General features: G+C 72.3%; 22 protein-coding genes and 1 pseudogene. 4 read left to right on the top strand and 19 right to left on the bottom strand.

Going from position 1 to position 25,957, the window contains the following annotated elements:
• The first annotated feature begins 52 nt into the window (after positions 1-52).
• A complete protein-coding gene (locus ABT403_RS17550; protein WP_344169649.1) occupies positions 53-1,687 on the top strand; it encodes a threonine/serine exporter family protein in 1,635 nt (544 codons plus the stop codon).
• Here the strand turns inward: ABT403_RS17550 and ABT403_RS17545 are convergent.
• The 5 genes and pseudogenes from ABT403_RS17545 to ABT403_RS17525 form a co-directional block, all read right to left on the bottom strand.
• Positions 1,617-2,565: pseudogene (locus tag ABT403_RS17545) on the bottom strand (DedA family protein). The gene ABT403_RS17550 and the pseudogene ABT403_RS17545 overlap by 71 nt on opposite strands.
• Positions 2,566-2,701: 136 nt before the next feature.
• Positions 2,702-3,460 (bottom strand): MerR family transcriptional regulator, encoded by a 759-nt coding sequence (locus tag ABT403_RS17540; protein ID WP_344169646.1) that lies wholly within the window; start codon positions 3,458-3,460, stop codon positions 2,702-2,704.
• Between the two features lie 86 nt (positions 3,461-3,546).
• On the bottom strand, positions 3,547-4,059 hold the full coding sequence (locus ABT403_RS17535; protein WP_344169643.1) for a DinB family protein: 513 nt from the start codon (positions 4,057-4,059) through the stop codon (positions 3,547-3,549).
• Between the two features lie 99 nt (positions 4,060-4,158).
• On the bottom strand, positions 4,159-5,616 hold the full coding sequence (locus tag ABT403_RS17530; RefSeq protein WP_344169640.1) for an aldehyde dehydrogenase family protein: 1,458 nt from the start codon (positions 5,614-5,616) through the stop codon (positions 4,159-4,161).
• A gap of 92 nt (positions 5,617-5,708) precedes the next feature.
• Positions 5,709-6,587, bottom strand: a complete 879-nt coding sequence (locus ABT403_RS17525) for a Sco1979 family transcriptional regulator (RefSeq protein WP_344169637.1) — start codon at positions 6,585-6,587, stop codon at positions 5,709-5,711.
• A 362-nt stretch (positions 6,588-6,949) separates the two neighbouring features.
• Between ABT403_RS17525 and ABT403_RS17520 the strand changes: the two genes are divergently transcribed.
• Complete coding sequence (locus ABT403_RS17520; protein ID WP_344169634.1) at positions 6,950-7,444, top strand: ATP-binding protein; 495 nt, start codon at positions 6,950-6,952, stop codon at positions 7,442-7,444.
• Positions 7,445-7,547: 103 nt separating this feature from the next.
• Here ABT403_RS17520 and ABT403_RS17515 read toward each other — a convergent pair whose 3' ends face one another.
• Together ABT403_RS17515 and ABT403_RS17510 are read right to left on the bottom strand one after the other, a co-directional pair.
• Positions 7,548-7,793 carry a DUF397 domain-containing protein gene (locus ABT403_RS17515; protein ID WP_045946130.1) on the bottom strand — a complete coding sequence of 82 codons (246 nt, stop codon included), beginning with the start codon at positions 7,791-7,793 and terminating at the stop codon, positions 7,548-7,550.
• 107 nt (positions 7,794-7,900) lie between these two features.
• On the bottom strand, positions 7,901-9,949 hold the full coding sequence (locus ABT403_RS17510; RefSeq protein WP_344169627.1) for an FUSC family protein: 2,049 nt from the start codon (positions 9,947-9,949) through the stop codon (positions 7,901-7,903).
• Between the two features lie 114 nt (positions 9,950-10,063).
• Between ABT403_RS17510 and tatA the strand changes: the two genes are divergently transcribed.
• Positions 10,064-10,240 carry a Sec-independent protein translocase subunit TatA gene (gene tatA, locus ABT403_RS17505; protein WP_344169624.1) on the top strand — a complete coding sequence of 59 codons (177 nt, stop codon included), beginning with the start codon at positions 10,064-10,066 and terminating at the stop codon, positions 10,238-10,240.
• A gap of 9 nt (positions 10,241-10,249) precedes the next feature.
• On the opposite strand, the gene ABT403_RS17500 is transcribed toward tatA, so the two are convergent.
• Complete coding sequence (locus ABT403_RS17500) at positions 10,250-11,425, bottom strand: DUF2786 domain-containing protein (RefSeq protein WP_425580343.1); 1,176 nt, start codon at positions 11,423-11,425, stop codon at positions 10,250-10,252.
• 85 nt (positions 11,426-11,510) lie between these two features.
• Between ABT403_RS17500 and ABT403_RS17495 the strand changes: the two genes are divergently transcribed.
• Positions 11,511-13,229 (top strand): bifunctional 3'-5' exonuclease/DNA polymerase, encoded by a 1,719-nt coding sequence (locus ABT403_RS17495; RefSeq protein WP_425580342.1) that lies wholly within the window; start codon positions 11,511-11,513, stop codon positions 13,227-13,229.
• 19 nt (positions 13,230-13,248) lie between these two features.
• On the opposite strand, the gene ABT403_RS17490 is transcribed toward ABT403_RS17495, so the two are convergent.
• The 11 genes from ABT403_RS17490 to ABT403_RS17440 form a co-directional block, all read right to left on the bottom strand.
• Complete coding sequence (locus tag ABT403_RS17490) at positions 13,249-13,713, bottom strand: GNAT family N-acetyltransferase (protein WP_344169621.1); 465 nt, start codon at positions 13,711-13,713, stop codon at positions 13,249-13,251.
• Positions 13,714-13,783: 70 nt separating this feature from the next.
• Positions 13,784-15,004 (bottom strand): serine hydrolase domain-containing protein, encoded by a 1,221-nt coding sequence (locus ABT403_RS17485; RefSeq protein ID WP_344169618.1) that lies wholly within the window; start codon positions 15,002-15,004, stop codon positions 13,784-13,786.
• A 192-nt stretch (positions 15,005-15,196) separates the two neighbouring features.
• Complete coding sequence (locus ABT403_RS17480; protein WP_344169615.1) at positions 15,197-15,457, bottom strand: hypothetical protein; 261 nt, start codon at positions 15,455-15,457, stop codon at positions 15,197-15,199.
• A gap of 12 nt (positions 15,458-15,469) precedes the next feature.
• The gene (locus ABT403_RS17475; protein WP_344169612.1) at positions 15,470-16,870 is read right to left on the bottom strand and encodes a WhiB family transcriptional regulator; all 1,401 of its coding nucleotides are present in this window, start codon (positions 16,868-16,870) and stop codon (positions 15,470-15,472) included.
• A gap of 124 nt (positions 16,871-16,994) precedes the next feature.
• Positions 16,995-17,612 carry a hypothetical protein gene (locus tag ABT403_RS17470; RefSeq protein ID WP_344169609.1) on the bottom strand — a complete coding sequence of 206 codons (618 nt, stop codon included), beginning with the start codon at positions 17,610-17,612 and terminating at the stop codon, positions 16,995-16,997.
• Positions 17,609-18,664, bottom strand: a complete 1,056-nt coding sequence (locus ABT403_RS17465) for a hypothetical protein (RefSeq protein ID WP_344169606.1) — start codon at positions 18,662-18,664, stop codon at positions 17,609-17,611. The genes ABT403_RS17470 and ABT403_RS17465 overlap by 4 nt, the downstream gene beginning before the upstream one ends.
• Entirely contained in the window at positions 18,661-19,287 is a 627-nt protein-coding gene (locus ABT403_RS17460; protein WP_344169603.1) for a hypothetical protein, read from the bottom strand. Before ABT403_RS17460 ends, ABT403_RS17465 begins: the two co-directional genes overlap by 4 nt.
• Before the next feature lie 44 nt (positions 19,288-19,331).
• On the bottom strand, positions 19,332-19,955 hold the full coding sequence (locus ABT403_RS17455) for a hypothetical protein (protein ID WP_344169600.1): 624 nt from the start codon (positions 19,953-19,955) through the stop codon (positions 19,332-19,334).
• Between the two features lie 13 nt (positions 19,956-19,968).
• A complete protein-coding gene (locus ABT403_RS17450) occupies positions 19,969-22,224 on the bottom strand; it encodes a hypothetical protein (protein WP_344169597.1) in 2,256 nt (751 codons plus the stop codon).
• 133 nt (positions 22,225-22,357) lie between these two features.
• The gene (locus tag ABT403_RS17445; protein ID WP_344169594.1) at positions 22,358-22,885 is read right to left on the bottom strand and encodes a hypothetical protein; all 528 of its coding nucleotides are present in this window, start codon (positions 22,883-22,885) and stop codon (positions 22,358-22,360) included.
• A gap of 60 nt (positions 22,886-22,945) precedes the next feature.
• Positions 22,946-25,954, bottom strand: coding sequence for an ATP-binding protein (locus tag ABT403_RS17440; protein WP_344169591.1), 3,009 nt, complete (start codon positions 25,952-25,954; stop codon positions 22,946-22,948).
• Positions 25,955-25,957 lie beyond the last annotated feature (3 nt).

Here is a 25,957-nt window from a genome sequence, read left to right as displayed (position 1 = left end):
AGGAAACGATTCCGCATACTGATACCGCCGGTGATCAAGGGTGGGAGGATGTGTGGCGGAGGCCGAAGGGCCCGGTCCCGAGGACCGGAAGCCGAAGTCCGACGAGGCGCACAGCGCCTTCACCCCGCCCCCCGGGACGGCGCCGGGTGTCCCGGACGAGGACCAGCCCACCTCCGAGTTCGCCCGCCCGGAGGGGGTGCCGGCCGTCCCCGCCGGGCCCGAGGGCTCCGCCTTCGCCGCCCCGGCCACCTACAGCGCCCAGCACTCCCCGCCCGCCCACACCCCGGCCCCCGCCTTCCCGGCCTCCTCGCCCTGGCAGGACCGCATGCGCACCATGCTGCGCATGCCGGTGGACGTCCGCCCGGTGCCCGAGGCGGCGCAGCGGCAGAGCGAGGCGGGCCCGCCCGTGGGCCGCGTCCTCGACCTCACCCTGCGCATCGGCGAGCTGCTGCTGGCCGGCGGCGAGGGCGCGGAGGACGTGGAGGCCGCGATGTTCGCCGTGGCCCGCTCCTACGGGCTCGACCGGGCCGAGCCGACCGTCACGTTCACCATGCTGTCGATCACCTACCATCCCTCGCTGGTCGGCAACCCGGTCTCCGCGAGCCGCACGGTGCGCCGCCGCGGCACCGACTACACCCGCCTCGCCGCCGTCTTCCGGCTGGTGGACGACATCAGCGCGCCCGAGACCGAGACCTCCCTGGAGGAGGCCTACCGGCGCCTCGCCGTGATCCGCCGCAACCGCCACCCGTACCCCACCTGGGTGCTCACCGCCGCGGCCGGGCTGCTCGCGGGGGCCGCCTCCGTCCTCGTCGGCGGCGGGGTGACGGTGTTCTTCTGCGCCGCCCTCGGCGCCGTCCTCGGCGACCGGCTGGCCTGGTACTTCGCCGACCGCGGGCTGCCGGAGTTCTACCAGTTCGTGGTCGCGGCGATGCCCCCGGCCGCGATCGGGGTGGCCCTCAAGCTCGCCGAGTTCGACGTCCGCGCCTCCGCCGTGATCACCGGCGGCCTCTTCGCCCTGCTGCCCGGACGGGCCCTGGTCGCGGCCGTGCAGGACGGCCTGACCGGCTACTACATCACCGCCTCGGCCCGGCTCCTGGAGGTCATGTACCTCTTCATCGGGATCATCATCGGCGTGCTCGTCGTGATCTACGTGGGCCTCCAGTTCGGTGCCTCGCCCAACCCCGACGAGGTCCTCCAGATCCCCCACCGGCCGCTGCTGCAGACCCTGGCCTCCATGGTGCTGGTGTTCACGTTCGCGATCCTGCTCCAGCAGGAGCGCTCCACGGTGTGGATCGTGACCCTGAACGGCGGGGTCGCCTGGGTGACCTTCGGCGCCCTGCGCGCCGCAGAGCTGCCGCCGGTGCCGTCGACGGCGATCGCGGCCGGGCTGGTCGGCCTGTTCGGGCAGCTCTTCTCCCGGTACCGGTTCGCCTCGGCGCTGCCGTACGTGACGGCCGCCATCGGCCCCCTGCTGCCGGGCTCGGCGACGTACTTCGGGCTGCTGTCGATCGCCGAGAACCGGCTCGACAAGGGGCTGGCCTCGCTCACCAACGCCGCCGCGATCGCACTCGCGATCGCGATCGGGGTGAACCTGGGCTCGGAGGGCTCGCGGCTGTTCATGCGGATCCCCGGGGCCCGCAGCGCGGCCAAGCGCCGGGCGGCGGCGAAGCGGACCCGCGGCTTCTGAGGCCCCCGCGGGGCCGGGAGGCGCCCGGACGGTCCGGAGGGCGCCACACGGGCGCCTCCCGGCCCCGGACGCACGTGCGCCCCGCAGACGGGGCGTCTGCGGGGCGCACGAGGGTTCTCGGGGCTCGCGGGGGCGTCTGCGCGCCCCTGCCGGCCCGGGGGGGGTCAGCGCTTGGCGTGGCGGCCGCGCTGGCCGGGGGCCGGCGGCTGCTCCTCCATCGGGTACCCGGGCTGCGCCGGGGCGGGCGGGGCGGCCTTCTTGGCCTTGCGGGCCTTCAGCACCTCGAAGATCACCGGGATGACGGAGATCAGCACGATGACGATGAAGATCGCCTCGATGTTGGTCTTGATGAACTCGAAGCGGCCGAGCTGGTAGCCGAGGACGGTGACGCCCGCGCCCCACGCGATGCCGCCGATGACGTTGTACGTGAGGAAGACCCGGTACTTCATCGCGCCGGCGCCCGCGACCATCGGGGCGAAGGTGCGGATGATGGGCACGAAGCGGGCGAGCACGATGGCCTTGGGGCCGTGCTTGTCCATGAAGTCGTGCGCCGCGTCCAGGTTCTCCCGCTTGAAGACCTTGCTGTTCGGGCGGTTGAACAGCTTCGGCCCGAAGAACTTGCCGATCAGGTAGCCCACCTGGTCGCCGATGATCGCGGAGGCCGCGATCAGCGTGCACACCAGCCACAGCGGCTGCTTGATGGTGCCGGCGGCCGTGAACAGACCCGCGGTGAACAGCAGGGAGTCACCCGGAAGGAAGGCGAAGAGGCCCGATTCCGCGAAGACGATGACCAGGATGCCGATCAGGCCGAACTGCCCGATCAGATAGTCCGGGGACAGCCACTCAGGGCCGAGGGCAAGCGTGTAGAGGGGTTCCACGTTTCCGGGCTCTCCTGGATCAGCAGGGGGACGTCTGCGGTGGGGGACGCGACGATGCAGGCGGTCTCAATTATGAACGCACACCGCCCCCACCGGGTTCCAGGGACCGGAGGGGGCGGTTCGGGTGAGGGGTCCGCTACGCCTTGCGCACGGCGTTGGCGGTGATCGAGTCCCGCAGGTGCTCGGCCACGCCCGCGCCCATGCCGTCGTAGAACGCCTTGAACCGCTCGTCGGCGACGTACATCTCGCCGAGGCAGACGTGCATCTCGTAGCCGCACTCGTAGTACCGGTCGCAGATGTGCCGGCGGTGCTCCTCGGCCAGGTCCATGGCCGCCTCGCCGTCGGCGGGCTCGCCGGCCGCCACCAGGGCCGCGTACCGGCCGCCCCAGTCGGCGACCTCGTCCTGGATCCGCTGCCAGTCGGCCTTGGTGTAGGCGGCGGCCCGGCGCTGCGACTCGGCGTAGGCCTCGGTGCCGCCCCAGCGGCGCTCGGCCTCCTCCGCGTACTGCTCCGGGTCCTTGTCCCCGAAGACCTCGAACCTCTCCTCGGGCGTGAGGTTGATGCCCATCTTCTTCGCCTCCATGGCGTGCTCCACGGCCTTGGCCATCTGCTGGAGCCGGGCGATCCGGTCGGTCAGGAGGGCGTGCTGCCGGCGCAGGTGCTCCCTCGGGTCCGATTCCGGGTCGTCCAGCAGGACCGCGACCTCGTCGAGCGGGAAGCCGAGCTCCCGGTAGAACAGGATCCGCTGCAAGCGGTCCAGGTCGGCGTCGTCGTAACGCCGGTGGCCCGCGCCGCTGCGGCCGCTCGGGGAGAGCAGGCCGATCTCGTCGTAGTGGTGCAGGGTGCGCACCGTCACTCCGGCGAAACCGGCGACCTGGCCCACGGAGTAGCCCATCGCTTCCGCTCCTTCGGTTGGGTACGCCCTCCACTGTGGTTCCTCACGCCACGTGAGGTGCAAGCCCGGTGCTCGGGGAGGCGGGCTCAGCCCATGGCCTTCGTGCCGTCCAGGGTCTCGCGGATGATGTCCGCGTGGCCCGCGTGCCGGGCGAACTCGCGGACCAGGTGCAGCAGCATCCAGCGCATCGAGACCGTGGCGTCCTTGGGGAACCAGGGGGCCGGCGGCAGCGGGAAGTCGTCGTCCAGGCTGGGGAGCGACTCGATGAAGCCGGTCGTCTCCTCCTTGACCGTGTCCCAGAAGGCGAGGGCGGACTCCAGGGTCTCCCCCTCGGCCAGCCGGAAGCCCTCGTGCCACTCCTCGGGCGCGCGCCGGTGCTCGTTCGGCTTCTGCTGGGCCATGCGGAGCCAGTTGAGCTCCACCTCGGCCACGTGCTTGATCAGCCCGGCCAGGGACAGCTCGCTCGCGGTGGGACGGCTCGCGGTCTGCTCCGCCGTCAGACCGGCCGCGGCCCGGCGCAGCGCCTCGCGCTGGTCCTCGACGAAGAGGAGCAGGGTGGCGCGCTCGTCTCCCGCGACTTCCTGGGTGGGGTGTGCCATGACCGACCGCCTTCTTCCGTGGTGGTGTGCGGGGTGTTCCCCCGCCGACACCCACCACGTTACGAAGCCTTGCGGTCAGCCTCTGTCCTTGATCCGCGCCTAGAACGGAAAAGTCGTCCGGCCGTGCTGGATGGAGATCCACTTCTGGGTGGTGAAGGCCTCCACGGTGGCCTCACCGCCGAGGCGGCCCAGCCCCGAGGCCTTCTCCCCGCCGAAGGCGGCCAGCGGTTCGTCGCCGATGGTGGAGTCGTTGACGTGGATCATCCCGGTCTCCACCCGCTGCGCGAAGCGGACCCCGCGTTCCACGTCGCGGGTGTGCACCGCGCCGCTGAGCCCGTACGGGGTGGCGTTGGCCAGGCGCACGGCCTCCTCCTCGCCGTCGAAGACCACCAGCAGGGCGACGGGACCGAAGATCTCCTGGCCCAGCAGCGGGGAGTCCTCGGGGAGCCCGGCCAGGACGGTCGGCTCGACCAGGTTGCCGCGCGTAGAGCCGCGTACGAGGGCCCGCGCCCCGGACTCGACGGCGCGGTCCACGAGGGCGGTCAGGGCGTCGGCCTGGAAGGAGTTGATCAGGGGGCCGATGTGGGTGTCGGCCTCGCGCGGGTCGCCGGTCTTCAGGGCCCGGACCCGGGCGGTGAACTTCTCGGTGAACTCCTCGGCGACACGGGCGTCAACGAGGATCCGGTTGGCGGCCATGCAGACCTGGCCCTGGTAGACGAAGCGGCTGAAGACGGCCGCGTCCACCGCGTAGTCCACGTCGGCGTCGTCGAGGACGACCAGGGCGCTGTTGCCGCTGAGCTCCAGGACGGTCCGCTTGAAGTGGCGGGCGGCGACCGCGCCCACGTGCCGTCCGGTGCGGTCGGAGCCGGCGAAGGAGATGACCTTCGGGACGGGGTGCGTGAGGATCGCGTCGCCGATCTCGGCGATGTCCGTGACCAGCACGTTCAGCAGGCCGGAGGGCAGCCCCGCGTCCTCGAAGATCTTGGCGATGATCCCGCCGCCGGAGACCGGGGCGTTCTGGTTGGGCTTGATCACCACCGCGTTGCCGAGCGCCAGCGCCGGGGCGACGGACTTCAGGGTGACGAGGAAGGGGAAGTTGAAGGGGCTGATCACGGCGACGACGCCGACGGGCAGGCGCTGGACGCGGTTCTCCTTGCCCGGCACCGGCGAGGGCAGGATGCGGCCCTCGGGGCGGACGGCCAGCTGGACCGCCTCGCGCAGGAACTCCATCGCGAGGTGGACCTCGTACTCGGCCTTGGGGCGGGTGCCGCCGAGCTCGTCGATCATCACCTCGACGAGCTCCTTGCGGCGCTCCTCGGTGATCCGCAGGGCGCGCTCCAGGACGGCGCGTCTGGCGTAGGGGCTGGTGGCGGCCCAGTCGCGCTGGGCCCGCTCGGCCGCCCGGTAGGCCCGGTCGACCTGCTCGACGGTGGCCACCGTGACGGCCGCGAGCTTCTCCCCGTTGTAGGGATTGACGTCGATGATGTCCCACGAACCGGTGCCGGCCAGCCATTCGCCGTCTATGTACTGGTGAGCCAGGTCGGTGAATATGGACATGCCATCCCTTACTGCGAGCGCGCACCCTTGCGCTGCACCGGAGACCGATCGTTCTTCGTCGAGCACTGATCAGACGTCATAGTACGTGCGGTTCAAGACAGTTGGAGTAGTCCACGCAGGAGATCCCGGGTCGAGTCGGGGTCGGGGCAGTCGGCCTGGAGCCGCTCCATCGCCCGCGCGTACTGGGCCACTTCCTCTTCCTTGTCCAGGTAGAGGGCACTGGTGAGCTGTTCCAGGTAGACGATGTCCTGGAGGTCGGACTCGGGGAAGCGCAGCAGGGTGAAGGCTCCGCTCTCGCCGGCGTGGCCGCCGAAGGAGAAGGGCATCACCTGGAGCCGCACGTTGGGCCGCTGGCTGATCTCGATCAGGTGTTCCAACTGCCCGCGCATCACGTCGCGGTCGCCGTAGGGGCGGCGCAGCGCGGCCTCGTCGAGGACGGCGTGGAAGACGGGCGCGTTCTCGGAGACGAGGACCTTCTGGCGCTCCAGCCGCAGCGCCACGCGGCGGTCGATCTCGGCGGCGGAGGCGTTCGGCATGCCCCGCTTGACGACGGCCTGCGCGTAGGCCTCGGTCTGGAGGAGGCCGTGGACGAACTGGACCTCGTAGATGCGGATGAGGGAGGCCGCGCCCTCCAGGCCGACGTAGGTCTGGAACCACCCGGGGAGCACGTCCCCGTAGCTGTGCCACCATCCGGCCGCGTTGGCCTCGCGGACCAGTCCCAGCAGGGACTCCCGCTCGGCCCCGTCCGTGACGCCGTAGAGGGTCAGCAGGTCTTCGACGTCCCTGGCCTTGAAGCTCACCCTTCCCAACTCCAAGCGGCTGATCTTCGATTCGGATGCGCGGATCGAGTAGCCGGCCGCCTCACGGGTGATGCCGCGGGATTCTCGGAGTCGCCTGAGCTGTGAGCCCAGGAGGATGCGGCGCACCACAGAACCGCTGGCTTCTGCGGTCACTAGTCCTGCCCTCCCCATCGCAATGGTGTGCGCGTGGTGTGCGCGTGCCTCGTCGGGGCCCCCGTATCCCCGGTGCCGCAGTCTGCCACCAAAACGCATCGGCCCGTACTCGTTCTGTAACGGAATCCGGCGCCCCGGAAAAGAAGTCCGTAAGTATGCGTAGGAAGAAATGAGCAAGAACCGTCACGGGAGTGGACAGGTCCGGCGCGTGCACGTGCATCTGCCCTTGCATCCGGCTTCGGCATTCGGAACGATGGTGCCGCGCACCTGCGTGCTCTTCGCGCCGGCGCCGGACCCACCCCGCAGTTCTCTTTGGCCGAAGCCGACCGCTTCGTCCGCGAATCCCGGGAGTGCCTCGCATGGGGACGATTGGATCGGTCATGCTCGAGCCGTTACGGCAGGGGCTGCCCCCGGTCGATCCCACGGCCGTCTCCGGGTCCGCCTCCTGTGCCCTGCCGGCCCGCTTCGAAGCGGTGCGGGGCGCCCGCTCCTTCACCAGATCGACCTTGTCCCAGTGGGGCCTGGACGACCGCTTCGACGACGTCGCGCTGGTGGTCTCCGAGCTCGTCACCAACGCGCTGCGGCACGCCCTCCCCGACGAGGCGCGGCCCTGCGGCGGTGAACAGCCGGAGTCGGCGGCGGTGCGGCTGCACCTGATGCGGTGGAGCACGCGGCTGGTGTGCGCGGTGCGGGATCCGAGCGAGGACCGGCCGGGGGGCTCGTTCGCGCCGGAGCGCACGGACCGGAACTGCGACCTGGAATCGGGGCGCGGGCTGTTCCTGGTGGACGCCTACAGCGACAGCTGGGGCTGGCACCCGCTCGCGGGACGGCTCACCGGCAAGGTGGTCTGGGCGCTGTTCCTGCTCCACGGCTGACCGCGCCCCCGGGGGCTGACGACACACACGACCGGCCGGGCCTGATCCTTGCGATCAGTCCCGGCCGGTGCACGTGCATGGCCTGATCCTTCGCGCCGTTCGTTCAGCCGATCAGATGGTCGAACTCGCCGTCCTTGACGCCGAGCAGCAGCGCCTCTATCTCGGCCGGCGTGTAGACGAGCGCCGGACCGTCGGGGAAGCGCGAGTTGCGCATGGCGACGTCGCCGCCGGGCAGTTTGGCGAACTCCACGCAGGATCCCTGCGAGTTGCTGTGTCTGCTCTTCTGCCAGGTCAGCTCATACAGGGAAGTGAGTTCTGCAGCTGCCGTCCCGTTGTACGCGTGGTCCACAGGAAGCCCCCGATAGTGCAGATGTCAACTCCACCGGATCATAGCTGTGTTCACCAGCGCATGCATGGGCAGATGCACGTGCACGCGCGGTGCCGCGATGATCACTGTCAGGGGCGGAGTGCCTGCGAGACCTCGTCCAGCGAGCCCAGCAGACGCTCCGCCGCCCGGCGTACGACGCCCGACGGGGGCACGCGGTTCCCGCCGTCCAGCAGGGCGCGCACCGGCTCCCAATCCGGAACCCGGCGCTCCCGCACCGCCTTCGCCCCCGCCCCCGTCGCCCCGCGCAGCGCCTCGGCGAGCTCGGCCGCCCCCGGTACGGGCTCCCGGTCCCGGTCGGGCAGGTGGGCCTCCAGCAGCATGGCGCCCCGGCCGAACGCGGCCACCGCCTCCCCGGCGCCGTCGGCGGCCGCCCGGGACAGGCCCCGGTGGCGCACCGGCTCCCCCTCCGCCCGTTCCAGGGCCTCCAGCCAGGCGATGCGGGCGTCGCGCGCCGCCAGCAGCGCCTCGCGCACGTCCGCGCGCCGGGCCCCGGCCGGATCGGCGTACTGCCCGAGCACGGCGGCCGCGTACCGTCCGTCGGCGGCGAGCCAGTCGGCGAGCCGGGTGCGCAGCCTCGGGGTCTCCCAGGCCGGGTACACGGCGTAGGCCAGCATCGCGAGGAGCCCGCCGACGAGGGTGAGGGCGATCCGGTCGGGGACGGTCTGGTCCCAGCGGACGCCGCCCATGCCGAGCAGGAATACGACGTAGGCGGAGACGAACACCTGCGAGACGGCGTACCCGGTGCGCATCAGCGCGTACATCAGCCCGGCACTGACCACGGCGAGCAGCCCCGACAGGTACATCCCGGGCCGCGCGAGCTGCACGATCCCGGTGGCCGCGCCCACCCCCACCAGGGTGCCGCCGAACCGGGCGACGGCCCGGGACCAGGTCTGGGTGAAGTCGGGCCGCATCACCATCACGGAGGCCATGGGCGCCCAGTAGCCGTGCCCGAACGGCAGCACCTGCCCGAGCAGGTACCCCGCGCACGCCGCCCCCGTCACCCGTACGGCGTGCCGCAGAACGGGTGACCCCGGGCGCAGCTCGGCCCGTACGGCCCTCAGCACCAGCGGGACCAGGGCCGCCGCCGTGGGCCGCAGCCGGGCCTCCCCGGGGTCGGCGGTGCGCCCGGAGCCCGGTTCGGCCGTCTCCAGTACGTCGTCCAGCAGCGCCGCGAGCCGGCGCACGGCCCGCAGCGGCGCCCCCCGGAACACCTCCGGCAGATCGGGGGCCTTCAGCACCTCCAGGGCCGGCCCGGGGAGCCGTACGGGGTCGCCGTGGCGGATGGCGTGCGCGGCGGCGTCCAGTACGGTCCCGGCCGCGTCCAGCAGGGCCCGCACCCGGTCCCGCCCCGGCCCCTCGGCGGGGGCCCCGACGGCCGGGTCGGCGAGCGAGGCCAGCACGGGCCGGATCCGCTCGGCGAGCCCCCGCGCCCCGTGCAGCTCGGCGGGGCGCCGCCGGGCCTGGCGGGGTGTGACGGCGGCGGCGTCCCGGGCCCGCATCAGGGGCGCCGGGTCGAAGGCGCTGACGGGGTCGTGGCGCAGCCGGCGGGCGTAGTCGGCCTCGGCGGCGAGGGCGTCGGCCAGGGCGTCGCGCTGGGCGCCCCAGCGGCGGACGGGGAAGAGCACGATCAGCAGGGCCTGGACCACCCCGCCGGCGGCGATCATCGCGGCGTGCCCGGCGGCCTGCGCGACGGTGGTGGGCAGGGTGACGGTGACCAGCATGACCGCGACGTTGCCGGAGGCGATCATCCCGGCGGTCGGCCCCGCCGCCCACAGCAGCCCCGCCCCGAAGGCCCACAGGGCGAGCATCGGCAGGAAGAGCCCCAGGTCGGCGGAGCCCACCAGGTAGCCGAGGAAGGTGGAGACGGCCAGGGTCAGCCCGGAGGCCAGGGCGAGCACGGGCCTGGGGCGCCAGCTCTGCTGGAAGGTGGCGACGGCGGCCATGAACGCCCCGAACGCGGAGCTCGCGGCCGCGCCCGGCCCCAGGAAGGCCAGCCCGGCCCCGATGACCACCGCCAGCCCGGCGGCGGCCCGCAGCGCCACCAGCGGCTCCAGCCGGCGCCGCTCGACGGTCATGGCCGCGCGTGCGGTGTCCTTCAGCGCGCGGAGCCAGCCCATGACGCCGAGCGTAGCCGTTTTCAGGATTTCTTCAGGTTTGTCCGCGACCCTTGTCCCGCTGTCCGGCGGCCCGGATCATCACCCGTAGTCCCTCGACCGAAAAGTAGGTACCCCATGCTCCGCAACGGCCTGGAGCCCTGGCACCTGATCATCGTCCTGGTGGTCTGCCTGATGCTGTTCGGTTCGAAGAAGCTGCCCGACATGGCCCGCTCGCTCGGCAAGTCGGCCCGCATCCTGAAGTCGGAGGCCCGCGCGATGCGCTCCGAGAACACCGGCCAGGACGCCGCCTAGAAGCGGGCCCTACGGCAGGGAGGGACGCTTGCCGCCCATGTGGGCCGCGTCGGCTGCGGCCGTCCCGTCCTCCCACCCCGCGTGGTCGGTGGCCCCGCGCAGCCGGGTCGTGGTGGTGCGCGGGAACATCTCCTCGGCCCGGGAGGTGACCGCCACGTCCCGGGCGACCAGGGCCGGCAGGTTTCCGGGCGCCTCGGTCGCCGTGTGCTCGGCGGTCTCGGCGAGCCTGCGGCCGAGCCTGCTGGCGTACGCCAGCAGGAACGACTGCCGGAAGGTTTTGGTGCGCTTGCGCCCGCCGGCCCGCTGGGCGGCCTCGGCCCGCGTCATGGCGGCCGTCCCCTGCACGAGCAGCGAGGTGTACAGCAGCTCCACGGCCTCCAGATCGCTCTCGAACCCGACCACGGTCGAGAACTCGAAGGCACCGTTCCACACCGCCCGGCAGCGGTTGGCGGTGGCCACCGCGTCCAGCAGGACCGCCTTGGCCTCCTCGTACGGGGGCTCCACCCCGATCCGGCAGGCCCCCGGCACCCGCGCCGGGCCGCCGCCGCGCGCCGCGAGCAGTGCCTCGTCCACGGTGTGCCGGGCCATCAGCTCCTGGGCCTTGGCGCTGAGCGCCTCCGCCTCCTCCGGGTAGGTGGTCGCCTCGGCCTTCGCCAGCAGCGCCCTGATCCGTCCGAGCATCCGCGGCTCGATGTGCGCGTGCTCCAGGGCGTCGGCGGCCGGGTCGCCGGGGACCGGTCCCACCGGCTCGATCGACGGCAGCCGCACCAGCAGCCGGTACAGCTCCAGGACGGCGGTGGCCAGGGTGAACCGGTCGGCCCGCTCGCGCCGCGCGAGTTCCTGCGCGTACGCCTCGTCCCCGGACCACCACACCTCCCCGGCGCCCCAGCCCTCGGGCGGCCGCGCGTACCGCCGCGCCTCGGCGGCGATCACGTCCCCGGCGAGCCGCAGGTGCGTCTCGCCGAGGTCCCGCCGCACCAGCCGCAGGACGTCCGCCGGCCGCCACCCCCGCTCCCAGGCCCGCCGCGCGTACCCCTCCCCGCGCCGCAGCAGCTCCCGCCCGACCCCGCCCCACGCCCCCGCGTCGGCGGCCAGCACGGAGGCCCCGACGTCGAGCCCGGCATCGTCCTGGGCGTACAAGGCGGCGGCGAAGGCCCGGTCGACGAGCTCAGCGATCTCACTCACCCCTTCAGGGTGTCATGGCCACGCGACGGCCCCGCCGGCGATCGAGGCGGCCCCCCTGTCAGCCCCCGGTGGGACACTCGCACTCGTGAGCGACCACCCCACCCCCTGGGCCCTGACCGAAGCCCCCGACGGCCTATGGCACGCCACGCCTCTGCCCCCGGCCGGCCGGGTCGCGGCCCCCCTCACCTTCGCCACCCCCGCGGAGGCGATCCGCTCCGCACCCCCCGCCACCCGCTGGATCTGGCGCTCCACCCAGGCCGTCTACCCCCGCCTGCTCGCCGAAGGCGTCCGCGTGGACCGGTGCTACGACGTCGAGGACGCCGAGCAGCTCCTCCTCGGCCACGAGGGCCGCTCGGGCGAACCCCGCTCGGCCGCCGCCGCCTGGGCCCGCCTCACCGACGCCCCCGTCCCCCCGGACCCCCCGCAGCGCACCGCCCACGCCGCCGCCCCCCGCGCCCAGGACTCCCTCTTCGAGGCCGCCGGCCTCCAGGATCCGCACCAGCGCCCGGCCGCCCCCCTCCCCCTCGACGCCCTCCTCGCCGTCCACGCCGACCAGGCCCGCCGGCACGCCGCCACCGCCCACCCCGACCGGCTCCGCCTGCTGACCGCCGCCGAGTCGGCCGCGTTCCTCATCGCCGCCGAGATGCACCACACCGGGATGCCCTGGCGGGCCGACGTGCACCGCGCCCTGCTGACCGAGCTGCTCGGCGAGCGCTACGCCGGACGCGGCGAGCCCCGCCGGCTGGCGCAGCTGGCGGACGAGGTCTCCGCCGCGTTCGGCCGCCGGGTCCGCCCCGACCTGCCCGCCGACGTGGTCAAGGCCTTCGCCGGGGCCGGGATCCGGCTCCGCTCGACCCGCCGCTGGGAGCTCCAGGAGGTCGACCACCCCGCCGTCGCCCCGCTCCTCGCGTACAAGAAGCTCTACCGGATCTACACCGCCCACGGCTGGACCTGGCTCGCGGACTGGGTCCGCGACGGCCGCTTCCGCCCCGAGTTCGTCCCCGCCGGGACCCTCACCGGCCGCTGGGTCACCCACGGCGGCGGGGCCCTGCAGATCCCCAAGGTGATCCGGCGGGCGGTCGTCGCCGACCCGGGCTGGCGGCTCGTCGTCGCCGACGCCGACCAGATGGAGCCGCGCGTCCTCGCCGCGATCTCCCGCGACCCGGCCTTCATGGAGGTGGCCGGCCGCCCGGAGGACCTCTACACGGCCGTCTCCCGCCAGTCCTTCTCCGGCGACCGGGAGAAGGCCAAGATCGCCGTACTGGGCGCCGTCTACGGGCAGACCTCCGGCGACGGCCTCAAGAACCTCGCCGCCCTGCGCCGCCGCTTCCCCCAGGCCGTGGCCTACGTGGACGACGCGGCCCGGGCCGGGGAGGAGGGCCGCCTGGTGCGCACCTGGCTGGGCCGCACCTGCCCTCCCCCGGCCGGGGCCGCCGAGGACGGGGAGGCGGGCATCCCGCAGGACCGCGAGGACGAGACCTCCGGCCGGCCCCCGTCCTACGCCTCGACCGACACCCGGGCCCGGGGCCGCTTCACCCGCAACTTCGTCGTCCAGGGCAGCGCCGCCGACTGGGCGCTGCTGATGCTCGCGGCGCTGCGCCAGGCCACCGCCGGGATGCGGGCGGAGCTGGTGTTCTTCCAGCACGACGAGGTGATAGTGCACTGCCCGGCCGAGGAGGCGGAGGCCGTCGCCGCCGCCGTCCGGGAGGCGGGCGACCGCGCGGGCCGGATCGCCTTCGGCGACACCCCGGTCCGCTTCCCGTTCACGACGGCGGTCGTGGAGTGCTACGCGGACGCGAAGTAGCCGCCCTCAGCGGCCTTCGTCAGCCCAGGTCGTGGAAGTAGACGTGGAACCCCTCCCGGACGAACCCCTCCGACTCGTAGAGCCCCTGCGCGACGTGGTTGTCGTACGCGGTCTCCAGCTGCACCCCGGCGACCCCCGCCCGCCGCGCCCGCTCCAGCACCTCGCGCAGCAGCGCCCGCCCGGCGCCGGTGCGGCGGCCGGACGGGGAGACGTAGAGGTCGTTGAGCACCCAGGCCGGCCGCAGCGCGAGCGACGAGAAGCCCCGGTAGACCTGCGCGAACCCGACCGTCCCCGCACCCTCCACGTCGGCGAGCAGCACCAGCGACTCGTCCTTGGCGATCCGCTCGGCGAGGAACTCCCGGGGCCGGCCCGGGTCTTCGACGGCCACCTCGTAGAAGTCGAGGTACCCCCGGAACAGTTCGGCGGCCACGTCCAGGTCCGCCTCCCCGGCGGCCCGCACCACTACCCCACCCTGCTCGCTCATCGACGCTCCTTGATCACTCGGACTTGGCCGTCCATTGTGCGCGCGAGCGGGCGCCGGCACCACCGCCGTCTCAGTGCCCGGTGACGGGCTGGGCGGGCAGCTCGAAGACGTGCCGCGGGGTGACGATCCGGGTGATCGCCTCACCGAAGGCCGTACTGGGCTCGGACCCCTTGTACGAGATGTCGGTGTTGAGCAGGACCACCAGCGTGGCCTTCGCCTCCGGCAGGTAGACGACCAGCGCCTCGTAGCCGGGCAGCGAGCCGTTGTGCCCGATCCAGCCGGCGACGTTGAAGATCCCCAGCCCGTACCCGGCGTCCCGCACGGCGTCGATCACCTTCAGCCGCTGGGCCTGGGTGGCGGGCTTCAGGAGGGTGCCGGTGGCCAGGGTCACGGCCCAGCTGCGCATGTCGGCCAGGTCGGAGACCATCGCGCCGGCGGCCCAGCCCCAGGAGGGGTCCCAGTCGGCGGCGTCCTCGACCTTCCCGTTCGCCGTCTGGTCGGTGTACCCCTGGGCGTGCGGACGCGGGAACTGCGCGCCGGTGGGGAAGAGCGTGTGCCGCAGCCCGGCGGGTTTGATCACCTGCTCGGTGACGTACCGGCCGAGCGGCTGCCCGCTCACCTTCTCCACCACCAGCCCCAGCAGGATCAGATTGGTGTTGCAGTAGTCGAACTTCGCCCCCGGCGCGAACTGCACGGGGTGCTTGAAGGAGTACGCGAGCAGCTCCCTCGGGGTGAACGGCCGCCGCGGGTTGGCCGTGAGGGCCTTGAAGAACCCCTCGTCCTCGGAGTAGTTGTAGAGCCCGCTGCGCATCTCCGCGAGCTGGCGCAGGGTGATCCGGTCCCCGTTCGGCACCCCGCTCACGTACCTGCCGATGGGGTCGTCCAGCCCGGCCTTGCCCGCGTCGACCAGCCTCAGCAGCGCGGTGACGGTGAAGGTCTTGGTCACGCTCCCGATCCGCATGTTCAGGTCGGTCTTCATCGGCGCGCCGGTCGCCTTGTCGGCGACCCCGAAGGCCCGTACGTACTCGCCCTTGCCGGGCGCCGAGAGCGAGACGGTCACCCCGGGCACCCCGGCCTCGTCGAGGACCTGCCGCACGGCCCGGTCCAGCCGCTCCGCCACGGCGGGCGTGAGCTGCGGGAACCCGTCGGCGGACGGAGTGGCCGCCGCCGGTGCCGATACGGCGGGCGGCGCCCCCGTGTCCCCCGTGTGCCCCGCCCCGAACCCCAGGGGAACCACCACCAGCCCCACCGCGGCCGCCCCGGCCGCCGCACCGCGCCACCGTGCCCTCATCGCCCGGCCTCCTGCCACCGACGCCCAGGCCCCCGGCCTCCACGAACCTCCCACCCAACGTAGCCCGCGCCCCCACCCCAGGCGACCGGAGCCCGCCACCGCACCGCCGCCGCGGCGCCGCCGCGCCGGCGCCGGCCGGGCGGACACGGGAAGGCCCGGGCCGCCGTGTGCGACCCGGGCCCACCCCTCAGCTCACCGCTGCCCCGGCTCCGGCTCGGGCAGCTGCTCGGCCCTGCCGTCGGGGTGGATCAGGAGGCGCACCGCACCGCCGTAGCGGTCGTCGGTGACGACCGCCTGGGTCGGGGCGCCGAGCTGCTGGGCGCGCTGCTGGAGGATGCCGATGACGACGTCCTGGATGTTCCCGAACGGCGGGGCCGTCACGGGGACACCGTCGATGAGGCCCGCGTGGTGGGAGAAGACGCGGACCTCGGCGGCGGGGGAGGTGGGCTGCACGGCGACTGCCTTTCAGGAGTTCGGGGCGGCTTCGCCGCCGGACCGCGGGCCGGCGGTGTAGGTGCCGCGCGAGACCCGCAGCAGCCGGCCCGACTTGACCATGGCGGACAGCGCGTTGCTGACGGACTTGCCCGCGTCCGGGTACGCGCCCGGGGGCAGCGCCCGCACCACGTCGCGGCCGGTGAAGTGGCCGGGGAAGGAGGCCACCGCCGCCTCCACGGCCCGGCGCAGGCTGGTGGCGCCCGCGGGGGCGGCGGCGAAGGACCGGGGGTGGGCGTCGCGCGGGACCTCGTGGGCGCCGCCGTGCTCCTGGGCGCGGGGGACGAGCGGCTCGTACCGCTCCAGCTGGGCCGCGAGCTCGCGCACCGCCTCCCGTACGGCCGCCAGCTCCCGGGCGTGCGGGACGGCGGATTCGGCCTCGGCTGCGGCTCCGGCTGCGGCCTCGGCCTCGGCCTCGGTTTCGGCGGCGGGGACGAGGAGTCCGGTGATGGCCTCGACCCGGTGCAGGGAGTCGGCCAGGCGGCGCAGCAGGGGTTCGAAGATGTCCTGGCGCAGGGCGGCGACGGGGTCGCAGGTGGCGAGCTCGACGCTCACGGACCCGGTCAGTTCGTCTCCGTCGCCGACCGCGTACGGTCCCTCGTCGTCGGCGGCCTCGCGCCAGGCCTCCAGGCTCAGGCGGGTGCGGCGGACGGCGGCGACGAGCTCGGGCGCGGGGGCGGCGGACGGGGTGAGCGCGAGCATGCCGGCGAGCTGCTCGGCGACCTTGAGTATGAGGAGCGTGGCGCGCGCCAGCGGACCGAGCACGGTCTTCTGTATGGCCAGTGCCGGATCACCGAGCGAGTAGGTGATCCGTTCTCCCGACAGGGCCGCAGCACCCATCTTCGTTACCTCGTCCGTGTCGGCGCGCTGTCGGCGGTTGGGGGGGAAGAGCGGCGCCGGATCCTGCCGCGGGGCGGGCACCGGCCCCCGTCCATAGCCGAACGACCGGCGCGTCCGGTGCTCCTGGAGGGCACCGAAGGCGTCGAGCACGGCGGCCGCCTCGACCGCCTCCCCGCGCCCGCCGCCGGCGGAAGCGGGTGAGGTCAGCCGCCCCCGGCCGTCGCCGATGTGCAGGAACCGGCGGATCCAGCGCCGGTCCTGCTCGGTGGTGGCGGCGGCGTAACCGCCCGGATCGGACCGGACGACGGAGTCCTGGAGGCATTCGGCCCACACGGGGCAGGAGAAACAGAGCTGCCGGGCGGCATGAGTGAGGGCCTGGCTCCTGCGCGTCCGGAACGGCAGTTCGGGCGCACCCGCGGGCGGGTGTTCCAGGAGCGGCTCCGCGAAGATGTCGGGCCGCCGCTGGCAGGGCAGAAGCGTCGTGGTGGCCGGCAGCTGGGATGCCGGCCGGGTTCTCAGTGCTGTCTTCGCCATGGAAGAAGTCCCCCGATGTTTTCTGTAACCAACGGGGACTCTAGAACAGGCGAATTGGCAACGGCAAAGCCGTCCCATGTGTTGTGCACCGTTTATTACACAACGAAACTGACGCGCCACCACTTCACCGCGCATCCGTGTCAGCGGCTGACATGAACCTGCGGAACACTCGGCTCCGCACACCCCGTTCGCGCTTGCTCACGCGATGAAAGGACCCGCCGCGCACGGCCAGAACCCCGACGACGCAGAGGAATCCAAGGGGAACACCCCAGGCCGGAGCGAGCATTCCCACCCCGGACGCGCCGATGAGGAGCACATCGGCCAGCACGACGGTGACACCCCGTCGGCCGCGCGGCCGCTTGAGCATCCAGGCCCCCAGCAGCGCCATCCCGCCCAGCGCCCAGTACCCGAACACGGCCTGCCCGCTGAGCAGCCCGCCGGCCGACCCGCGCGCGATGTCGCCGGCGGCGGCCAGGTAGCCGGTCATGGCGGCCGTGACGACCGTCGACCCGAGCGCGAGCAGCAGCTGGCCGCGACGGCGCAGCAGCCAGACGCCCCCGGCGAAGGCGATCAGGACGCACACGGTGATGAAGGAGGCCATGCCGGCGGAAGCCAGCACGAACACCGTGTACGCGGCCGCCAGCCCGAGGACGAGCCGGGGCAGCAAGCGCACGGCCCAGGCGTCGTCCCGCTCCTGACGGAGCAGCCGGCGAAGGGAGTCGAGGGTGGGACGAGGGGTCATGCCGGACCGTCCATACCTTTAGCGGGGGATGTGGGAGCGAGGGCCGCGGCCCCTGCGGAGCCGGCACCGAGCACCGGCCCCGGATCCTTGGGCCGGGTCACGGTGCCCGGCTGCCGGAACCCCATCTGCCACAGCGGGTTGGGCACCCGCTTCGGCGAGGCCTGCCCCTCGGGCGCCGCGACGGCCGGGGCCTGCGCCTGCGCCGGGGCGAGCGCCTCCAGGACGGCCTCGACCTTCGCCTTGCGTGCCTCGGGGCTGTCGGCGGCGAAGGCGTGGGGGTCGATGTAGCGGGGCTGGTCCTTGTTGTCGAACTGCGCGACGGCCCGGACGGCGTTGGTACCGGCCTCGGCGCGGGTGATCTCGGGCCAGGACTGGGGGGCTTCGTAGACGAAGTTGATGTTGTGCAGGCCGACGTTGGGGTTGGCGCAGAGTTCGCCGAGTTCCTGCTGCTGGAGGATCGACCGGGTGTCGGCGGTCTGCCCGAAGACGATCACCCGGCCTTCGGCGACCCCGCCGTAGGTCTTGGAGATCTCCCCCCAGACGGCCTTGGCGTAGCCCGGAGGGAAGCCCCACTCGGCACCACCGAGGGCCTGGATGACTTCCGGCTCGAACAGGCACATGTCGTCCAGCTCCTGGCCGCCCCGGGTCGTCTCCAGAGTCTGCGCGGTGCCGTCCTCGACCAGGTTCTGCTGGACGGCCCATTCCTCCGCGATGAACCGCTGGGACAGGAAGGGAACGCCCCAGTCGTTCTCCGGTGCCTCCGGGTGCTCGATGCCGAACGTCCAGAAGGCGCTGATCGGCTTGGTCCCGTCGGGCGGGGTGAGCTTCGCCTTGTCCCGGACGAGGGCGTCGATGTACTGCCTCTCCTTGGACAGGATCGATTTGCCGTCCGGTGCGGGCTTGTCCTCAAGCCCTGCCGCGATGGCGGCGGCGGCGATGCGCTCCACCACGGCGTCAGGGTCGCTCTTGGCTTCGAGGGATTTCAGGTGCCGGGCGCGCGCCCGAGCCAGCGCGCCCGTCTCGATGTCCTGCGGTATCGGTTCCGAACTCACCGTCGGCCGGCCTCCAGCGGACGGGGATACACGCGGAGGGTCATGTTGACCACTCCGCGACGTGATCCGTCGGCCGTGCCCGTGCCGGGGGCGATGGTCAGGCTGGCGAGGGCGCCGCCCGGGGCGGCGAGCTCCCAGTAGGCGATGCGATAGGGGCGCTTCTGCTTGAGGCGGGCCTCCGCACGGGGCACGGCGAACGCTCCGAGTTCGGCGGGAAAGGCATCCGAGTCCCAGGCTCCGTCCCAGGCCGGCGCGCCGAGCACCGAGGACACGGCGTCACGGTAGAGGGGCCACACCCGGTCGGCTTCGGCCAGGACGAGGTGGTTGTCCTCCGGATCGACCGTCGACTCGCCCCACACCCAGTACGACAGGCTCTCCACGGGCGCCCAGCTGCCTCCGACCGCGTCCAGGGTCATCTCACCCCCCGTCCGCGTGACCACGTTCAGCACGTACTCGAACTGCGTGGGCGTCCACCCGAACTGCGCGCACCACTCGTCCAGCCCCTGGCCGGGCAGCGGCGGGCCGTTCCACACGGTCTCCCAGTGGACGTCGGCCAGCCCCCGCAGCTCGGTGACGAGCTCCTGCGGGGTGCGGTCCACCGGCGGTTCGAAGGGCGTGCCCATGTCGTGCTCTCTCTTTCTCGCGTCTCGTTACGTCACGGCGGACGTCACAGCAGCCAGCCGGGGCCGCCCAGCGGGTTCGGGTCGGGCGGTCCGTGGAAGGTCAGAGTGATCGTCCCACCCGCCGCGTACCCCGCGTCCCGGCACTCCAGCGCGAGCACGATCACCGGGGCGAGCGGATGCGGATACCTCCACTGCGCGAGCCGGTACGGGGCCCGCAACTCCCGCCGCTCGTCGGCGTCACCCCACCGGCCGGGCGCGGGCGGATCCGGGAAGTCCGGGCCGTCCCAGGCACCCTCCCAGCCCGGCGCGCCCAGCGCGGCCGTCATCCGGGCGAGGTGGGCGGCGTAGCGGTCGAGGCCGGCGGCCAGCACGGCCTCCCCGTCGGAGGCCGCACCGGCCGCGGCCTTCCAGACGACGTACGACGCCCGCGTGACGGGCCGGCCGGGGCCGGGCGAGGCGGCCAGGTGCAGCCGGCCGCCCTGCGGCGTCCGCACCCACAGCCCCGACTGGGACCACAGCGGCCGCCACCCGAACCCCGCGCACCACTCCTCCCGCCCGGCCCCACCGTCCGGCACCCCGGGCCACACGGCACGCCAGTCCACCCGCAGGAGCCCGGCCAGCTCGGCGGCGAGCTCCTGCGGCGGGTGGTCGGCGATGACGCTTGCCATGACTCAGGCCTTCCTACTCCGACACCCGGCCATGGCCGCCCTCGCCGTCCCGCTGCGCGGGGGGCGGGGTCTGCGGCTGCGGCTGGCTCGGCTGCGTCGGCGCGCGCCGCGGGTCGGGCACCGGCGCCTGCGGCTGCCGCCGCACCGGCCCGGGCTCGGGCGCGCTGGTCCGGCCCGTGGGGGTCCGGGGCTCCTGCTGCGCGGGAACAGCGGGCGTGGAAGCCGCTGCCGGCAGGGGCGGTGCGGGCCGCGGCCGATGCACGTGGGCCGACAACGTACCACCGCCCACGAGACGGCCGGTGATCTGGTCCTGCTCAGCTGCCGCGGCCTGCCGCTCCCGTTTGGCCTCAAGCGTCTTGTACTGCTCCTCGAGCTGGTCCTTCTGGACCTCTGCGGTCTGGTACTGGGTCTTACGCTGTTCACGCTTGGAGGGCTGGGGGGTGGAAAGCTTGCCTTCCTTCTGCCACCGGCCGTCGTTCGCCTTGTTGTCGTAGGCCCGCAGAGCGCCCAGCGTGCCCTTCTTGCCCGCCTTCGCCGTGCCAGCGGCGACGACACGGCCCGTCTTCTTCGCGGCGCCGGTCGCCGCACCGGAGGCGTACTGGCCCAGCTTGCCGCTCACCGTGTTCGCCATGTCCCCGACGCCGAGGGCGTCCTGCGCCCCGGCGATCTGCGGGCTGTAGGCGCCCGAGAGCAGCTTCTTCAGCATCATCACGACGGCGACGGTGACCAGCAGCAGCATCAGCAGCTGCATGCCGAGGGAGATCTTGGCGGGCAGGATCATCTGGTAGAGCACCAGGAGCACGGTCAGGATGACGCCGAATCCGGCCCGCAGCACGAAGCTGTGGATGAAGGTCTGGAGCCAGCCCTTGAGCAGCTTCTGCTGGGACGGGTGGATGCCGATCGAGGCGATCAGCGGCAGCATGATGATCATGATCAGGGTGACGGCGTGCCACAGCAGGGTGAGCGCGCTGAGCACGATGACCATGATGCCGACGATCAGGGCGGCGATCAGCGAATAGACGGCGAGCCCGATCCGGTTCCCGGCGCCCTTTCCGGCCCATTCGGTGAACGAGACGGGGTAGATCGCCCGGTCGGGTGCGTCTTCGTCATTGCCCTTGCCACCCGCGATGTCCTGACGGATGGAGTACCACTCCTCCTTGTACTTGCTCCTCTCCTCGGTCTTGGCGGTGACGTCCTTGTTCGTCATGGACTGGGAGACCACCTGGCGAACGCGCAGGTCCTCACAGCGGGCACCCGTGCCGTACATCTTGCACTCTCTGCCGGGGTCCGCCGGGTGGCAGACGCCACCTTCGACGCGGCCGCCGCCCTTGTCCTTGTTCTTGAAGATGCAGTCGGTGCCACCCTCGCCGAACTGTCCCAGCGCCCACGGGCGGAACGCCAGCGTGTCGTACATGGCACAACTCGAGATGCGGACGCCCCGGTTGGGCGCGTTGGTCGGCAGGTCGCACGGCGACTGGATCTCACCCGACATGGCACCGAGCACCTTTTCGGTGAGCAGCGCGTTGGCCTGGGCGATGCCGGAGTCCGCTTCGTTGATGAACTTGTCGTAGTTGCCTCCGGTGAGGAGGACCACGACGGCAACCGTCGTCAGCGCGGCCCAGCCGACGCCGGACCAGGCTTCACGCATCTGCTCCTTGCGCCATTTGCCGAAGACCCAGATTCCGGTGAGCGTGATCATCACCGGCACCGCGGGAACGAAGACGTTCTCCCTCAGCCTGTCCACCACGCTGTCGCGCGACTTGTACAGGCCGCTGAGCGGGCTCGGGTTGGAGGCGAACTCCTTGATGGAGATCGCGATGCGCGTCAGGATCTTGGTGCCGTCGAAGACGACGTTGGCTATGCCGTTGTTGACGAAGTCCATGATGCGGCAGTCGTCGGCGCCGCTGGCGTCCCACCAGCTGTCGGTCTGGGAGGCATCGCCCCGGTCGCGCTGCGTGCCGGACCAGTACAGCCCCCGCACGCCGTTCATCTCGTACAGGGTGTACTCGTTCGCGGGCCGGGGCATGTTCACCGCCCCGGTGACCATGCCCGTGGTGTCGTTGAGGTTCTTGGCGCGCTGTCCCTTGTCCTCCCACTGGTTGACAGCGGGGAAGACGGATTCGCCATTGGCACCCGGCGTGTCCAGCTCGTAGGCGTCATCGCCGGTGAACTGACAGGCGAAGTCCGCGGACGCCGTCCCGGGCGTCGCCAGGGTCAGGGCGATCAGCGCGAGGACGACGAACGCCCCCGCCCTGGCCGCCCGTCCCACTCCCTTCACCCGGTTGCGGAGCGACGGCGGGCCGTCTTTGGCAGTTCCGCGTGGCTTGGCGCTACGGCGCAAGAACATCGGCTTCCTTCGGAGTTTCCGCAATGAACAAGGGGGACGGCGGCGGACGTGGCGCCTAACCGGGGAAGTAGTCGGTGACGATGCAGCCCTTGACCAGGGGTTCGTCCACCTTGTACCCGCTGGGGATCTTCGCCTTGTTCGCGGGGTTGCACGTCATCATGGCGAAGCCCGCGGGCTTGAGCTCCTTGGCGTCGTTGCTGCCCGGCACGACGGCGAAGTTCTGACCGATCATGTACGCCGAGTCGAAGCTCGCGTCGGCGTCCTGGGCCTTCTTGTTCGCTTCCTGGAACTTCTTCATGTCGGACACCAGGAACAGCCGGACCTTGTCGCCGTCCGCCGCCTTGCAGGTCGCGGCCTCCTTCACGGCGAAGGCGGGGTCCTTGACCATCTTCGTGCCCGCGTCACCGAGGCGGGCCGTACCCGCCTGGAGCTCGCGGCAGGTGCTGTGCGCGTTGATGAGCTTCTCCAGGGTGGCCATGTCGTCCGCCTTCGGCAGGCCGGACAGCGCGTCACCGTCGCTTCCGCAGCCGGTCAGAGCGGTGAGGGCGGCGACCGTGGTCACTACGGCAAGAGTCTTGGTCAATCGCACGGTGTATCTCCTGAAGGACGGGGTTGAGGATCTGCGCCTGGCGGGCGGGCGCCGCTAGGACGCCACCGGCTCGGCCGGCCGGTCGTCCCGGGCGGCCTCCTGCATGAAGGTCCAGTCCCACACGCTGAGCGGCGGGTCGACGGACTGGCGGCCGGGGCGGGTGGTGCCGTTGGTGTCCGTGGCGGCGAGGATCTCCTGGAACACCAGGTCCACCGCGACCGTGCCGACCCGCTTGTCGACGTCCCGCTGGAGGCAGACACCCGTCCGCAGCTCCTGAAGGGAGTTGGACACCTTCGTGTCGCTCTCCGGACGGCCGAGCAGCGGGGCCACCAGCGAGGCCTCCTGGGCGGACTTCTGCTTGAAGGCGAAAACCGTGTGGATCTGGTTGGCACCACCGCTGCGGGCCTCGGAGTCCTCGATCTGGACGAGGTCGATGGCCTGCTGCGTGATCAGGACGATGACGGCCAGGTACGAGCGGCCCTGCTTGAGCGCGCGCCGCATCAGGTCGCGACCGCTCTCGGTCGCGGTGACCACGTACGCCTCGTCGACGAACAGCGCCTTGGGCCGCAGGCCGACCTCGCCCGTCACCGGGTTCTTCTCGTAGCCGACGTCGAGCATCTGGCTGCCCAGCTCCACGACCGCCATCAGCGCGGTCGCGGCCAGCCGCTCGGCCGGGTTCCAGCTGCGCGGGTCGGAGGAGGCCGGGGTCTGGAAACCGCGCAGGGTGATCACCGTGCGGCGCTTGCGCATCGCGGACAGCGTCTGCGGCTTCTCCGCGAAGGCGAGTCGCGCGTACGGCAGGGTGCGCAGCTCGGTGAGCAGCATCTGGGCGAGCTTGAGGTCCTTCACCGCTTCGCGGTCGCCGCTGGCGAGGGCCTCGTCGTAGGCCCGTGCCACCTCGTCGACGACCTGCCACAGCGTCGGCCGCGGCACCTGCCGCTCGGCGTCGCGCGCGCTCAGGCCCTGCTCGGTGGCCTGGCGGATCGCCGAGTTGTACCAGCCGACCACCGTGGCCATCGCCTCGATGACGGGCAGGCGCACCCGCTGGTAGTCCTCGTCGCCGAGGAAGCCACGCAGCATCGTTTCGGCGAGCAGTCGTCCGGAGGGCACGTCGCGGGCGACCACCCACGGGTCGAGCACGCCGGCCTGGCCCTTGAGGAGGTCGACGACCTCGGTCTCGGCCCAGAACTCCGGGTTGACCGGCTGGAACCGGCTCTGCGGGGTCCCGAGCAGGCCCGCCTCGGCGTCGAGGGGGAACTCGGGGTCGTTCACCTGGGACCCGAAGGCCAGGTAGTAGCAGAGCTGGGCGAAGTCGGTCTTGGGGTCGATGACCAGGCAGCGCACGCCCGACTCCGACTCCTCGTAGAACTTCTGCAGGGCCAGCGAGGACTTGCCACCGCCGGACGCGCCGACGATGGCCACGCCACCGCCGTCGTTGCGGGCGGGGCCGACGTGCAGCGAGTAGTGGACCGGGGTCTTGCCGGCCCAGCCGACCAGGTTGCCGACCCAGCCGAGCTGCTTGCCCGACCGGCGCTCCGGATTGTCGCCCAGCTCGGTACCGGCCGTGGGCAGCCCGGCGCCGAGCTGCTCGACCTCCTGGAGGCGCAGGTACGGCGCGATGGGCAGCTTGGGCGCGTCACCCGGCAGCTGCGACTGGAGCAGACGCCACTGCTGGCGGCTCGGGCGCAGCAGGGTGACCTTCAGGTCCTGCTTGAACTGCATCTCCAGGACGCGACGGCGCCGCTCCAGCTCGGCGAGGTCGGGGGCCGAGATGGTGAAGCGTATCTGCGCCTCCATGCCCGGCATCTTGTGCTCTTCCACGTCGTCGACGAGGTTCTGGGCACGGCTGACCTGCGCGGCGAGCTGGGTGCCGGGGGCACGGCCGGAGTTGGCCATGTCGTTCATCTCGTCGACGAGGTTGCCGCTGATCTTCTTCGCCCGGTCCTGGAACTTCAGGTACGGGATGAGGGTGAACCGCATGTCGATCTCGACCGGGAAGTCCACGTGCTGGGCCGCGTAGCGGGCCCAGGCGGTGGACTGCCGGAAGCGGGTCTCGGTGGGCCAGCTCGCCGCGACGAGGGTGGTCGTGTAGCTGGTGTGCCGCTCACCGGTCAGTTCGTCGTACTGGTGCAGCACGATGTGCGTCTTGCGGTTCTCACCGGAGAAGTCGACGACCAGGTCGAACTGGTCGGGGCCCCAGGCCCGGCTGCCGAGCACCGGCTCGGCGGGGACCGGCAGGTCGCCGTGGAGCGGCTTGCGGATCAGCCACACCAGTTCCTCGCGGCTCAGCGGGGTGCCGCCGAGACCTTCGAGGCTCTCGTGCACCTCGCGCGCGACCTGCGTCCACTGGGCCAGCAGCTCCGGGGACAGGTGCTCGTCGTGCACGCCCGTGGCACCGGCCGCGGCCGCGTCGGCGGCGTCCCGCACCGAGCGCGTGACGCCCGACTCCTCGACCGGGTCGTCGCCGCCGGGGAGCACGCCGCTGTCGCCGGACTTCCGCTTCATCGAGCCCAGCTTCACCAGCAGGACGTTGCGCTCGCGCTGCGCGCCGATGCGCTCCTGGTACTCGGCCTTGCGGAAGTTGTACGCCTTGTAGTTCTCCGTCGGATCCCAGGCCACGGCGTTGAGCTCCTCGGCCCATTCCTGGGCGGTGATCGGCCGGTACACCTTGCGGTAGTGGCATTCGACGTTGCGGTCACCGCGCGCGAGGTTGAGCAGCGCGCGGGCCGGGGCCTCGGCCATGGCCTGGAGCTCGACGGCGTTGAGGTACTCGTCGATGGCCGTGGGCAGGGCGATGCCCGTCCAGACGGAGTCGCCGTGGACGAAGATCATGTCGTCGGCGTACCGGTAGGGCAGCCGCATCTCCTCACGGCGCTTGGGCTGGATGGCCTGGCCGCGGGAGGACGAAGAGGAGGAGCCGCCCGACTTCCCCGAACCGCCGGAGCCGCCGTTCTTGGCGCCGCCGTTCTTGGAGCCGGCGTTCTTCTTGGAGGAAGTGGACGCGAGGAGCATCGCGATCAGGAAGAAGGCGACCGCCCCGCCAAAAAAGATCAGCACGAACATGGA

The sequence above is a fragment of the Streptomyces sp. NPDC000075 genome, from assembly GCF_040301925.1.
Taxonomy (GTDB): Bacteria; Actinomycetota; Actinomycetes; order Streptomycetales; family Streptomycetaceae; genus Streptomyces; species Streptomyces polychromogenes.
Note: the sequence above shows the minus strand (reverse complement) of the source record. Positions and strands in the feature narration are given on the sequence as shown.

Excerpts from the sequence above, each read along its gene's own strand:
- ABT403_RS17540 (WP_344169646.1), bottom strand. The coding sequence starts at position 3,460 with ATGGGCTACTCCGTGGGCCAGGTCGCCGGTTTCGCCGGAGTGACGGTG.
- ABT403_RS17535 (WP_344169643.1), bottom strand. The coding sequence starts at position 4,059 with ATGGCACACCCCACCCAGGAAGTCGCGGGAGACGAGCGCGCCACCCTG.
- ABT403_RS17530 (WP_344169640.1), bottom strand. The coding sequence starts at position 5,616 with ATGTCCATATTCACCGACCTGGCTCACCAGTACATAGACGGCGAATGG.
- ABT403_RS17525 (WP_344169637.1), bottom strand. The coding sequence starts at position 6,587 with ATGGGGAGGGCAGGACTAGTGACCGCAGAAGCCAGCGGTTCTGTGGTG.
- ABT403_RS17520 (WP_344169634.1), top strand. The coding sequence starts at position 6,950 with ATGCTCGAGCCGTTACGGCAGGGGCTGCCCCCGGTCGATCCCACGGCC.
- ABT403_RS17510 (WP_344169627.1), bottom strand. The coding sequence starts at position 9,949 with ATGGGCTGGCTCCGCGCGCTGAAGGACACCGCACGCGCGGCCATGACC.
- tatA (WP_344169624.1), top strand. The coding sequence starts at position 10,064 with ATGCTCCGCAACGGCCTGGAGCCCTGGCACCTGATCATCGTCCTGGTG.
- ABT403_RS17490 (WP_344169621.1), bottom strand. The coding sequence starts at position 13,713 with ATGAGCGAGCAGGGTGGGGTAGTGGTGCGGGCCGCCGGGGAGGCGGAC.
- ABT403_RS17485 (WP_344169618.1), bottom strand. The coding sequence starts at position 15,004 with ATGAGGGCACGGTGGCGCGGTGCGGCGGCCGGGGCGGCCGCGGTGGGG.
- ABT403_RS17475 (WP_344169612.1), bottom strand. The coding sequence starts at position 16,870 with ATGGCGAAGACAGCACTGAGAACCCGGCCGGCATCCCAGCTGCCGGCC.
- ABT403_RS17470 (WP_344169609.1), bottom strand. The coding sequence starts at position 17,612 with ATGACCCCTCGTCCCACCCTCGACTCCCTTCGCCGGCTGCTCCGTCAG.
- ABT403_RS17460 (WP_344169603.1), bottom strand. The coding sequence starts at position 19,287 with ATGGGCACGCCCTTCGAACCGCCGGTGGACCGCACCCCGCAGGAGCTC.
- ABT403_RS17455 (WP_344169600.1), bottom strand. The coding sequence starts at position 19,955 with ATGGCAAGCGTCATCGCCGACCACCCGCCGCAGGAGCTCGCCGCCGAG.
- ABT403_RS17440 (WP_344169591.1), bottom strand. The coding sequence starts at position 25,954 with ATGTTCGTGCTGATCTTTTTTGGCGGGGCGGTCGCCTTCTTCCTGATC.